This is a genomic window from Micromonospora sp. WMMD708 (assembly GCF_049315245.1).
In the GTDB taxonomy this organism is placed as follows: Bacteria; Actinomycetota; Actinomycetes; order Mycobacteriales; family Micromonosporaceae; genus Micromonospora; species Micromonospora wenchangensis.
In genome coordinates, this window is record NZ_CP186060.1 from 1,503,604 (window position 1) to 1,515,223 (window position 11,620).

Here is an 11,620-nt window from a genome sequence, read left to right on the forward strand (position 1 = left end):
CGTGGCGAGGGGTTGGGGAAGTGGACCGTCAGCAGGAGTTCGTCCTCCGTACGCTGGAAGAGCGGGACATCCGGTTCGTCCGGCTGTGGTTCACCGATGTGCTGGGCACGCTCAAGAGCGTCTCAGTCGCCCCGGCGGAGCTGGAGGCGGCCTTCGAGGAGGGCATCGGGTTCGACGGCTCGGCCATCGAGGGCTTCGCCCGGGTCTTCGAGTCCGACATGGTCGCCATGCCGGACCCGACGACCTTCCAGGTGTTCCCGTTCGAGGGCGGGGTCAGCGGCGAGAGCGCCAGGATGTTCTGCGACATCCTGCTGCCCGACGGCGGCCCGTCCTGGGCCGACCCGCGGCACGTGCTGCGCCGGATGCTGTCCAAGGCGGCCGAGAAGGGCTTCACCTTCTACACCCACCCGGAGATCGAGTTCTTCCTGCTGGAGAACGGCCCGCAGGACGGCTCGGTGCCCACCGCCGTGGACACCGGCGGCTACTTCGAGCACACCACGCACGCCGTGGCGCGGGACTTCCGCCGCCAGGCCGTGCTGGCGCTGGAGCGGATCGGCATCTCGGTGGAGTTCAGCCACCACGAGGTCGCCCCCGGCCAGCAGGAGATCGACCTGCGCTACGCCGACGCGCTGACCACCGCCGACAACATCATGACCTTCCGGCACGTGGTCAAGGAGGTGGCGCTCTCCACCGGCGTGCAGGCCAGCTTCATGCCGAAGCCGTTCACCGACCAGCCGGGCAGTGGCATGCACACCCACCTGTCGCTGTTCGAGGGGGAACGCAACGCGTTCCACGACTCCGGCGACCCGATGAAGCTGTCGAAGGTGGCGAAGTCGTTCATCGCCGGCCTGCTGATGCACGCCCGCGAGTACACCGCCGTCACCAACCAGTGGGTCAACTCGTACAAGCGGCTGTTCCCGCAGGCGTTGCCGGACCGGATCACCGAGAGCCCGGCGTACGTCTGCTGGGGGCACCTGAACCGGTCCGCGCTGGTGCGGGTGCCGGCGTACGGCAAGCCGAACTCGGCCCGGGTGGAGGTCCGGTCGCTGGACTCGGCGACCAACCCGTACCTGGCGTTCGCCGTCATGCTCGGCGCCGGTCTCAAGGGCATCGAGGAGGGCTACGAGCTGCCGCCCGGCGCCGAGGACGACGTCTGGTCGCTGAGCAGCGCCGAACGGCGGGCGATGGGCTACGAGGCGCTGCCGGAGAACCTGTCCGAGGCGATCGACGTGATGGCCGGCTCCGAACTGGTCGCCGAGGTGCTCGGCGAGCATGTCTTCGACTTCTTCCTGCGCAACAAGCGGGCCGAGTGGGAGCAGTACCGCCGCGAGGTCACCCCGTACGAGCGGCAGCGCTACCTGTCGCTGTAGCGCGGAGCGCCGCCGGCCTGGTCGTCCGTACCGGGCCGGCGGCGGGACGGCCGGCTGCTGCGCCGGTCCGGGGGGTGTCGGGGGTTGCCCGGGGCCGCTATCGTCTCGATCACCGTGCCGGCACCTCCGCCGGACGCAGGAGGTCGGGAGGCTGTCGGTGCTGGAAGATCTGCTCACCGGAGCATGGCAGAGCGTCGTGTTCGGTGTCGTCGGGGTGGCGCTGATGGCGGCCGGCTTCGTGCTGGTCGACGTGCTCACCCCGGGCAAGCTGCGCGAGCTGATCTGGGTGCAGCGCAACGGCAACGCGGGGCTGCTGCTGGCCGCCAACCAGCTCGGTGTCGCCGGCATCGTCTTCACCGCCATCGTCACCAGTTACGACGACTTCGCCAAGGGGCTCGCCTCGACGGTGCTCTTCGGGCTGATCGGGCTGGCCGTCATGGCGCTCGCCTTCGGTGTGCTGGACATGCTCACCCCGGGCAAGCTCGGCGAGGTCATCTGCTCGGACCAGCCGCACCCGGCAGCCCGGGTCAGCGCCGCCACCCACTTCGGCGCGGCCCTGATCGTCTGCGCCTGTATCGCCTGAACCGGGGACCCTACCGGCCCTCGTCCGCCCCTGCCGGGGTCGGGTGTCGTACCCCCGTCGTAGCGTGCGGGGGTGAACCGGACGGATCGTCTCTATGCCCTGGTGGAGGAGCTGCGGGCGGTGTCGCCCCGGCCGCGCAGTGCCCGTTGGCTGGCCGACCGGTTCGAGGTGAGCACCCGTACCGTCGAACGCGACATCGTCGCCCTCCAGGGTTCCGGTGTGCCGATCTGGGCCGAGCCCGGCCGCACCGGCGGTTACGTGGTCGACCGGTCGCACACCCTGCCGCCGGTCAACCTGACCGCCACCGAGGCGGTGGCGATGGCGGTGGCCCTGCACCGGCTCGCCGGCACTCCGTTCGCCGTGGCCGGTGGCACGGCGCTGCGCAAACTGCTCGCGGTGCTGCCGGCCGCGGACGCCGCCGCCGCACGCCTGCTCGCCGGGCGGGTGCTGCTGGTCGGCTCCGGGCCGGCCACGTCCGTCCCGGCCGTCGTCGCCGACGCGGTCGCCGCCCGCCGGGTGCTGCTCCTGCGGTACGCCGACCGTTGCGACGTGCCCTCGTCACGCGAGGTCGAGCCGCTTGGCTACCTCGGCAACGACCGGCACTGGTACCTGCTCGCCTGGTGCCGGCTGCGCGCCGGGCTGCGCTGCTTCCGTACCGACCGGATCGTCGGGGTCGAGGCGTTGCCGGAGCGGGTGACCCGGGAGTTCTCCCCGGCCGATCTGGACGTCCCGGCCGGGCGGGTGCGTCGGTTGACCCTGGTCTGACCCGGCATGCCGGCTGCCCGGGTCGGCCGGCGCGTGAGCCGCCCAGGCCGGCCGCGTTGGCCGCCCAGGCCGGTCGGTGCGGGGCTGTCCGGAGGGATCGGTGCGGGGGCTGTCCGGAGGGATCGGTGTGCGTGGCCGGGTGGACCGGGCGGTAAACACCGACAGGACGGTGTCGCGGACACCCGGGAGGCTGGCTGCGAGCCCGCCGGCCGCCCGGTCGGCGGGGGAACAGGAGGCAACGCGTGACCAGCACACCCGTCACCTGGTTCGAGATCGGCACCGACCGGCCGGACGAGGCGCAGAGCTTCTACGCGGAGTTGTTCGGCTGGACCTTCACCGAGGAGGGCACCGCCGAGGGCGGTTCCTACCGGACGACCACGGCGGGGGAGCCGACCGGCATCGGCGGCGGCATCCGGGCTCTCGCCGAGGGCGCACCCGGCTACGCGATCCTCTACGCCGAAGTGGCCGACGTGGCGCAGACCTGCGGGCGGGCCGAGGCGGCGGGTGGCACGGTGCTGACCCCGCCCCGGACCACGCCGAGCGGCCTGACCCTCGCCCTGCTGCGCGACCCGGTGGGCACCCACCTCGGTCTCTTCTCCTCGGGTGGCAGCGCCTGACGCCAGAGGGCCGACGTTGCGGTGTCCCAGTGCGTCGGACACCGCAACGTCGGCCCTACCGTGTCGATCTTCGGCTCTGGCGTGTCGCTCGTCGGCCCGCCGGGTCGGGCGGGCCGCAGCGGGTCACTTGCCGGGCGTACCCTCCGGGCCGCCGTGGTGGCCGCGACCGGCCGGGCCCGGGAAGACCCCGGCCTCGACGGCCTTGGTGATCGCGTCGGCCTGCTCCTGGGTGAGCTTGCCGTCCTTGACCGCCTGGGCCAGCCGCTCGGCCAGCTTCTCCTGCCGGTCCTGCGGCGACGGGCGCTCCGGCCGGTCACCCGTGGGCCGGTGCTGCTCGCGCACCTTCTCCAGGGCGGCGGTGACCTTGTCGGTGTCCACCCCCAGCTCCTTGGCGAGCGCCTCGGCGAACTCGTTCTGCCGGTCGGCGCGCTGCTGCTGCCGGTCGGTGCCCTGGTCGGCTTCGCTGCTGACGCCGGCGGTCGGGGTTGCCGACTCCTCGGCGAAGGCCACCGTCGGAGCGGCGATCCCCACCCCGAGCACGCCGGCGGCAGCGAGGCCGACCAGCAGCTGCTTCTTCGACATCGTGCGGGACATCAGTCCTCCATGGGTCGGCGGTGCTGTTGACGTCACCGACAGTGACCACCGAACCTGGAAAACCCCCGTCCCCACCCTGTCCGCCAGCTGAAAGTTCCACCCCCTGACCCCGGTGATCAAGAGGTTTCGGTCAGGAACGCGCTTTCCTCTGACGCAAACCTCTTGATCACCGGGGCGGAGCGGGGCGGAGCGGGGCGGGGCAGGGCGGGAGGGGCCGGACCGGGTGGGGCGGGTTACCGGACGGCGGGGGTGACGGTGAGGGTGCCGGCGGTGGCGTCGAGGGTGGCGCCGGTGCCCACGGGGACGGAGAGCTGGCCGGGGCCGTGGCCGATCGGCAGGCCGCCGAGGACCGGCACGCCGAGGTCGCCCAGCCGGTCGGTGAGCACGTCCACGACGGTGGTGTCCCAGCCGTCCGCGCAGTCGGTGAACTGGCCCACCGCCACCCCGGCCAGACCGTCGAGCACCCCCGCGCGGCGCAGGTGGGTGAGCATCCGGTCGACCTTGTACGGCGGCTCCTGCACCTCCTCGACCAGCAGCACCGCCCCGGTCAGGTCCGGCATGTCCGGGGTGCCGAGGGTGGCGGTGATCAGGCAGAGGTTCCCGCCGAGCAGCCGGCCCACCGCCCGGCCGGGGACCCGGACCGGATACGTCTCCTCCCCGGGTACCGCCTCGACGGTGACCGGCGCGGTGGTCATCAGCGCGGTGTGCAGCGACTCGGCGGACAGCAGCGGGGTCCGCTCGTCCACCCAGGCCGCCCCGGGGCCGTGCACCCCGGCCAGCCGGGCACCCCGCCACAGCGCGAACTGCAGGGCGGTGATGTCGGAGAACCCGGCCACCACCTTCGGGTCCCGCCGCACGGCGGCCATGTCGATCAGGTCCACCACCCGCTGCGCGCCGTACCCGCCCCGGGTACAGATCACCCCGCGCACCCGCGGGTCGGCGAAGGCGGCGTTCAGGTCCGCGGCGCGCAGCGCGTCGTCACCGGCGAGGTAACCCCGCCTGGCGTACGCGTTCGGCGCGACCTGCGGGCGCAGCCCCCAGCCGGTCAGCAGCTCGATGCCCCGGGCCACCCGCTCCGGCCGGGTCGGCCCGGACGGCGAGACCAGCAGCACCGTGTCCCCCTCCCGCAGCACGGGCGGGCGCAGGACGGACGGGTCGTCGGCGGTCACAGCGGCCGAGCATAGTCGCCCCGCCGGGCGGACCGAGGCGTTCCCGGTGGCGGTCGACGCACCCGCTAGCCTCGACGGCGTGGGAACCGCACTGGTGATCGAGAACGACCCGACCGACGACCCCCGACGGCTGGGAGAGTGGCTGGTGGAGGGGGGCCTTGAGCTGCGGGTGCTGCGTCCGCACGCCGGTGACGAGCTCCCCGACGACCTCGACGGCTACGTCGCGTTGGTGGTGCTCGGCGGTGACCAGCACGCCTACCCGGCCCCCGACGGCACCCCCGGCGCACCCTGGTTCCCGAAGCTCGAAGGCTTGCTGCGCAAGGCCGTCCGGCACCGGGTGCCGACCCTCGGCGTCTGCCTCGGCGCGCAACTGCTCGCCACCGCGCACGCCGGCCTGGTCGAGCGCAGCCCGTCCGGCCCCGAAGTGGGCCCGGGGGTGGTCGGCCGGCGCGACGCCGCCGAGAGCGACCTGCTGTTCCGGTACGTGCCGCTGATCCCGGACGTGCTCCAGTGGCACTCCGACGAGATCACCGAGCTGCCCCGGGCCGCCACCCTGCTGGCCGCCTCGACCCGCTACCCGCACCAGGCGTTCCGGCTCGGTGACCGGGCCTGGGGCCTGCAGTTCCACATCGAGTGCGACACCGCGATGATCGCCGAGTGGGCGCGCGGCTCCGCACTGCTCGCCGAGCTGGGCTACGACGAGGACCTGGTGGTGGCCGCCTGCGACCGGGTGATGGCCGACGTCGAGGAGGTGTGGCAGCCGTTCGCCGTCCGGTTCGCCGCCCTCGCCCTCGGCGAGCTGGACGACGACACCCGCCGCAGCCTGCCCCTGCTCGGGCACTGAGATGAGCAGACCGACCAGGGGACGGTTGGCCCGCTACGGGTTCGCCGAGGGCGAGGGTGGCGTCCGCGCCGCCGACCTGCTCGGCGCCGACGGGCTGGGGCTGTGGCAGGCCGACGAGCAGGAACCCACCGACAGGTCGGCAGCCGACCTGCTGGCTGCGCTCTCCCGGGCCGCCGACCCGGATCTGGCGCTGCGCCAACTGCACCGGATGGTGGAGACCGAACGCCGCACCGCCGACGACGCGACCGGGTCGGAGCTGCTGGCCGCCCTCGCCGCCGACCCGGGGCTGCGCCGCCGGCTGGTCGCCGTGCTCGGGGCGTCCGCCGCCCTGGGCGACCACCTGGTCGCCAACCCCGGGCAGTGGACGGTGCTCCGCACCGCCCCGGACGGGCTGGCGCCCACCGCCGACGGGCGGCTCGACCTGGCCCTCGCCGGCCGGCTGACCACCGCCACCGCGCCGGTGGCGGTGCTGCGGCAGGCGTACCGGCTGGCGTTACTGCGGATCGCGGCGGCCGACCTGACCGGCGGACGCGGCCTGGAGCAGGTGATGGCGGCGCTGTCCGCGCTGGCCGACGCCACCCTCGCGGCGGCGTACGAGATCGCGGTGGGGGAACTGCCGGCGGGTACGCCCCGGCCCCGGCTGGCCGTGGTGGCGATGGGCAAGTGCGGCGGCGACGAGCTGAACTACGTCTCCGACGTCGACGTGATCTTCGTGGCCGCGACGGACGAGGACCTGCCCGCCGCGACCACCGTCGCCGCCCGGCTGATCCACGTCTGCGGGCTGGTCGCCTGGCCGGTGGACGCCGCGCTGCGCCCCGAGGGCAACCGGGGGCCGCTGGTGCGCACCCTCGCCAGTCACCTCGCCTACTACCAGCGGTGGGCCCGCACCTGGGAGTTCCAGGCGCTGCTCAAGGCCCGCCCGGCCGCCGGTGACCTGGCGTTGGCCGGCGAGTGGATCGACGCGCTCGCCCCGCTGGTCTGGCGGGCGTCCGAGCGTCCCGAGGCGGTCTCCGACGTACGCGCCATGCGCCGCCGGATCATCGACAACATCCCGCCGAAGGAACTGGAGCGCGAGATCAAACGCGGTCCGGGCGGGCTGCGGGACATCGAGTTCGCCGTCCAACTGCTGCAACTGGTGCACGGCCGGGGTGACGAGTCGCTGCGGGTGCCGGGCACCGTGCCGGCGCTGCGCGCGCTGGTGGCCGGCGGCTACGTCGGGCGGGCCGACGGCGAGGCGTTGCTGCGCGGGTACCGCTTTCTGCGCGGTGTCGAACACCGGCTCCAGCTCCAGGCGCTGCGGCGGACCCACACCGTGCCGACCGAGCCGGCCGCGTTGCGCTGGCTGGCCGCCGCGCTCGGCTACGCCGCCATCCCCGGCCGCAGCGCCGTGGAGAGCTTCCGCGCCGACTGGGTCGCCCACGCCACCGAGGTACGCCGGCTGCACGCCAAGCTGCTCTACCGGCCGCTGCTGGAGTCGGTGGCCCGGGTGCCCGCCGACGGCCTGCGGCTCACCCCGGAGGCGGCCCGGCACCGGCTGGAGGTCCTCGGCTTCGCCGACCCGGCCGGGGCGCTGCGGCACCTCCAGGCCCTCACCGGCGGGGTGAGCCGGACGGCGGCCATCCAGCGCACCCTGCTGCCGGTGCTGCTCAGCGAGTTCGCCGACGCGCCCGAACCGGACCGGGGGCTGCTCAACTACCGCCAGGTTTCCGACAAGCTCGGCAGCACCCCGTGGTACCTGCGGCTGCTGCGCGACTCCGGCCCGGTGGCCCGCCGGCTGGCCCGGGTGCTGTCCTCGTCCCGGTACGCGGCCGACCTGTTGGCCCGGGAACCGGAGGCGCTGCGGCTGCTGGCCGAGGAGAACGAACTGACCCCACGGCCCCGGGAGGTGCTCTGCGACGGGTTCGCCGCCGCCGCGGCCCGGCACGCCGACCCGGTCGAGGCGACCCGGGCGGTGCGTGCGCTGCGCCGCCGGGAACTCGTCCGGATCGCCTGCGCCGACGTGCTCAGCCGGGCCGGCGGGCTGGCCCCGCGACCCGAACGCGGCGCACCGGCCGGCCCGCTGGCCGACGTCACCCGGGTCGGCACCGGCCTGTCGTACGTCACCGACGCCACCCTGTCCGCCGCGCTGCGCGCCGTCCGGGCCGCCCAGCCGGAGCTGCCCGGCCTGCGGTTCGCGGTGATCGGCCTCGGTCGCCTCGGCGGGTACGAGTCGAACTACCTGTCCGACGCCGACGTGCTCTTCGTCTACGACCCGCCGGCCGGTACGGCGGAGAGCACGGCCAGCGCCGCCGCGCACGCGATCGCCGAGGAGCTGCGCCGGCTGCTCGGCGCGCCCGCCCCCGACCCGGCGCTCGGCGTCGACGCCGACCTGCGCCCCGAGGGACGGCAGGGGCCGCTGGTGCGCAGCCTCGCCGCGTACGCCCAGTACTACGCCCGCTGGTCGCGGGTGTGGGAGGCGCAGGCGCTGCTGCGGGCCCGGTTCGTCTGCGGCGACGCCGACCTGGGCACCGAGTTCGAGCAGATGGTCGACCCGGTCCGCTACCCGGCCGACGGGTTGACCCGGGAACAGGTGGTCGAGATCCGGCGGATCAAGGCCCGGGTGGAGAACGAACGGCTGCCCCGGGGTGCCGACCCGGCCACCCACACCAAGCTCGGCCGGGGTGGCCTCGCCGACGTCGAGTGGGCCGTGCAGCTGCTCCAGCTCCGGTACGCCGGGGCGTACCCGCAGCTGCGCGGCACGCGTACCCTCGACGCGCTCGCGGCGGCCCGGGACGCCAAGCTGGTCGACCCGGCGGACGCCGTCGCGATGACCGCCGGGTGGACGCTCGCCGCGCAGGTCCGCAACGCGTTGATGCTGGTCCGGGGACGCGCCGGTGACCAGCTGCCCCGGCACGGGGTGGAGCTGGCCGGTGTGGTGCGGCTGCTCGGCGCGGACGACCCGGGTGAGTTCCTCGACGACTACCTGCGCACCGCCAGGCGGTCCCGGGCGGCGATGCAACGCGTCCTCGACGCCGGGGGCTGAGACCCGCCCGCCCTAACGGCGGCGAACCAGCACCAGATGGTCGACCAGGGTGCCGGTCTGGCCGTCGGGGCCGGTCGCCTGCCGCTGCGGGGCATCCAGCCGTTCGACGTCCCAGCCGTCCGGGTCGAGGTCGAGGTCGGCCAGGGTCTCCTGCGGGGTGGGGAACCGGATGTGGTGGTGCGCGGCGTTGCCCCACGGCGGCACCGCCCCGTGCTCGACCACGAGCAGCCGGCCGCCCGGGGCGACCGCCCGCGCCGCCGCCCGCAGCACCTCGGCCCGGGGGAACTCCAGCGGCGACTGGAGGAACTGCGCGGAGACCAGGTCGAACACGCCGGCCGGGAAGGTCCGGGCCAGGTCGTGCCGCTGGAAGTCGACCAGGGCCGCCACCCCGGCGGTGGTCACGGCGGCGGCCGACCGTTCCAGGGCGGCGGTGGAGACGTCGACGGCGGTCACCCGCCAGCCCTGCCGGGCCAGCCACACCGCGTCGCCCCCCTCGCCGCACCCCAGGTCCAACGCGGTGCCCGGCGACAGCGCCCCGACCACGTCCACCAGGTGCGGATTGGGCCGCCCGCTCCAGTACCGCTCCCGACCCCGGTACAGCTCGTCCCAGTGCCGGGCGGTCGCCTCGTCCACCACGTCGGCCCGCCCGCCGTCCGTCCCGGCCTGCTCGTGCCCGGCCTGCTCGACCACGATCCCGGTCCGCTCGTGCCCGGCCCCGGCCCGGTCGTCCACCGCTCCGGTCCGCTCGTGCCCGGCCCCGGCCCGGTCGTCCACCGCTCCGGTCCGCTCGTGCCCGGCCCCGGCCCGGTCGTCCACCGCTCCGGTCCGCTCGTGGCCGGTCCCGGTCCGCCCGGGTGCGGTCGTGCGTCGTGCGGCGACGGCCCGGTCGGTGTCCTCGGCGATCAGGTCGGCGTTCAGGGCCGCGGCGGCCTTCAGGCCCGCCGCCGCGGCGGCGATGACGGTGGCCTGCGGATCGGTGACGTTGCCGGCCACCCAGACCCCGGGCACCCCGGTCGCGCCGGCGGCGTCGGCGGCGATCCGGTCACCGAAGGCGTGCCCGCCGACGACGAAGTCCTCCGGGGTCAACCCGAGCCCGGCGAGGAAGGCGGCGCGTGCGGCGAAGCGGGGTGCGACCACCAGCGCCTCCCGGGGGACCACCCGCCCGGACCGCAGCCGTACGCCGGTGAGCCGGTCGGCGGTGACCTCCAGCTCCGCCACCTCGCCGTCGACCACGGTGACGCCCCGGGCGGCCAACCGCTCCGCCTCGTCGGCGGGCAACGGTCCGGCGGTGTGGGTGAAGACCACCACGTCGTCGGTGAGCTGCCGGAACAGCAGCGCCTGGTGGGCGGCCATCGGGCCGGTGGCGAGCACCCCGACCGCCTGGTCGCGCACCTCCCACCCGTGGCAGTACGGGCAGTGCAGCACGTCGCGGCCCCACCGCCCGGCCAGCCCCGGCACGTCGGTCAGTTCGTCGACCAGGCCGGTGGTCACCAGCAACCGCCGGGCGTGCAGCACCCGGCCGTCGGCGAGCGTCACCGCGAACCGCGCCGGCCCTGAGCTGCCGGCCGGGCGGGTGCGCTCGGGGGCGCTGTCGATCGGGTCCGCGCCGGTGGTCGCGGGTCCGCCGTCGAGCGGGTGGGCGGCGGTGACGGTGGCGTCGAGCAGGGTCACGCCGTACCGGGCCACCTCGGCCCGGCCCGTCGCGTACAGGCTGGCGGGTGGGACACCCTCGTTGGTCAGGAAGTTGTGCACGTGGCCGGCCGGGGCGTTGCGCGGGGCACCGCCGTCGACCACCACCACGTCGCGGCGGAACCGGCCCAGCGCGAGCGCGCTGCTGAGCCCGGCCGCGCCACCACCGACCACCACCACGTCGTGCACCACCGGGTACGTCATGACCACTGCCTCCCTTCGCGCGGGTCCGTCCCGCCGATGCTCCGGATCGTCCGCCCGGATCGCCGTACTGCCAAACTTCGTTGCCGGAATGGCAAACTGGTGCGGTGACCGACGAACCCAGCGACATCACCTCGGACGAGGTGCTCACCACCGTCGGGCCGCGGCTGCGGGCGTTACGGCAGCAGCGCGGCGTGACGCTGAGTCAGCTCGGCGCGGCGACCGGGATCTCGGTCAGCACGCTGTCCCGGCTGGAGTCGGGCGGCCGGCGGCCCACCCTGGAACTCCTGCTCGCCCTGGCCCGCTTCCACCGGGTGCCGCTGGACGACCTGGTCGGCACGCCGACGATCGGGGACCCGCGAGTCCACCGCCGGCCGGTCGTGCGGCACGGCGTCACCATCGTGCCACTGACCCGCCGCCCGGGTGGCGTCCAGGCGTACAAGATGATGTATCCGCCGCACGTGCCGGCGGGAGAGGCGACCCCGCAGGTGCACGAGGGGTACGAGTGGCTCTACGTGCTCTCCGGCCGGATCCGGCTGCTGCTCGGCGGGCACGACCTCACCCTCGACGCCGGTGAGGTCGCCGAGTTCGACACCCGCACCCCGCACTGGTTCGGCAACCCGTTCGACGTGCCGGCCGAGATCCTCAGCCTCTTCGGCCCCCAGGGCGAGCGCCTGCACGTCCGCGCCCGCCCCGCCCGCCCTACCGCCCCCGCCCGACCAAGTTGATCAAGAGGTTCGCGTCACCCGCCCGCGAATCCGTGACG

General features: G+C 74.8%; 10 protein-coding genes and 1 pseudogene. 7 read left to right on the top strand and 4 right to left on the bottom strand.

All coding sequences use genetic code 11. From position 1 onward, the window contains the following. Nucleotides 1–20 precede the first annotated feature (20 nt). From glnA to ACN260_RS06950, 4 genes are all read left to right on the top strand, one after another. Nucleotides 21–1,370, top strand: coding sequence for a type I glutamate--ammonia ligase (glnA, locus tag ACN260_RS06935; RefSeq protein WP_088644813.1), 1,350 nt, complete (start codon nucleotides 21–23; stop codon nucleotides 1,368–1,370). Between the two features lie 157 nt (nucleotides 1,371–1,527). Beyond that, nucleotides 1,528–1,953, top strand: a complete 426-nt coding sequence (locus ACN260_RS06940) for a DUF350 domain-containing protein (RefSeq protein WP_281895348.1) — start codon at nucleotides 1,528–1,530, stop codon at nucleotides 1,951–1,953. Nucleotides 1,954–2,025: 72 nt separating this feature from the next. After that, the gene (locus tag ACN260_RS06945) at nucleotides 2,026–2,718 is read left to right on the top strand and encodes a helix-turn-helix transcriptional regulator (RefSeq protein WP_422755205.1); all 693 of its coding nucleotides are present in this window, start codon (nucleotides 2,026–2,028) and stop codon (nucleotides 2,716–2,718) included. Between the two features lie 242 nt (nucleotides 2,719–2,960). Continuing rightward, entirely contained in the window at nucleotides 2,961–3,335 is a 375-nt protein-coding gene (locus tag ACN260_RS06950) for a VOC family protein (protein ID WP_422755206.1), read from the top strand. Between the two features lie 123 nt (nucleotides 3,336–3,458). Here the strand turns inward: ACN260_RS06950 and ACN260_RS06955 are convergent, their stop codons facing one another. Both ACN260_RS06955 and ACN260_RS06960 read right to left on the bottom strand, forming a co-directional pair. Continuing rightward, nucleotides 3,459–3,929: a hypothetical protein gene (locus ACN260_RS06955; protein ID WP_422755207.1), complete on the bottom strand. Its 471-nt coding sequence runs from the start codon at nucleotides 3,927–3,929 to the stop codon at nucleotides 3,459–3,461. Nucleotides 3,930–4,162: 233 nt separating this feature from the next. After that, nucleotides 4,163–5,098 carry a S66 peptidase family protein gene (locus ACN260_RS06960; RefSeq protein WP_422755208.1) on the bottom strand — a complete coding sequence of 312 codons (936 nt, stop codon included), beginning with the start codon at nucleotides 5,096–5,098 and terminating at the stop codon, nucleotides 4,163–4,165. Nucleotides 5,099–5,177: 79 nt separating this feature from the next. On the opposite strand from ACN260_RS06960, the gene ACN260_RS06965 reads away from it, so the two are divergent. After that, a complete protein-coding gene (locus ACN260_RS06965) occupies nucleotides 5,178–5,942 on the top strand; it encodes a type 1 glutamine amidotransferase (RefSeq protein ID WP_422755209.1) in 765 nt (254 codons plus the stop codon). Between the two features lies 1 nt (nucleotide 5,943). Continuing rightward, on the top strand, nucleotides 5,944–8,964 hold the full coding sequence (locus ACN260_RS06970) for a bifunctional [glutamine synthetase] adenylyltransferase/[glutamine synthetase]-adenylyl-L-tyrosine phosphorylase (protein WP_422755210.1): 3,021 nt from the start codon (nucleotides 5,944–5,946) through the stop codon (nucleotides 8,962–8,964). Nucleotides 8,965–8,976: 12 nt separating this feature from the next. On the opposite strand, the gene ACN260_RS06975 is transcribed toward ACN260_RS06970, so the two are convergent. Together ACN260_RS06975 and ACN260_RS06980 are read right to left on the bottom strand one after the other, a co-directional pair. Further along, nucleotides 8,977–9,780, bottom strand: coding sequence for a class I SAM-dependent methyltransferase (locus ACN260_RS06975; RefSeq protein ID WP_422756640.1), 804 nt, complete (start codon nucleotides 9,778–9,780; stop codon nucleotides 8,977–8,979). Beyond that, nucleotides 9,760–10,857, bottom strand: a pseudogene (locus ACN260_RS06980) (NAD(P)/FAD-dependent oxidoreductase); the annotation flags it as partial. The gene ACN260_RS06975 and the pseudogene ACN260_RS06980, both read right to left, overlap by 21 nt. 104 nt (nucleotides 10,858–10,961) lie before the next feature. Here ACN260_RS06980 and ACN260_RS06985 point away from each other — a divergent pair. Next, nucleotides 10,962–11,582, top strand: coding sequence for a helix-turn-helix domain-containing protein (locus ACN260_RS06985; RefSeq protein ID WP_422755211.1), 621 nt, complete (start codon nucleotides 10,962–10,964; stop codon nucleotides 11,580–11,582). Nucleotides 11,583–11,620 lie beyond the last annotated feature (38 nt).

What these genes read in the sequence shown, in the direction of transcription:
- ACN260_RS06955 (WP_422755207.1), bottom strand. Translation starts at nt 3,929, where the DNA reads ATGTCCCGCACGATGTCGAAGAAGCAGCTGCTGGTCGGCCTCGCTGCC.
- ACN260_RS06970 (WP_422755210.1), top strand. Translation starts at nt 5,944, where the DNA reads ATGAGCAGACCGACCAGGGGACGGTTGGCCCGCTACGGGTTCGCCGAG.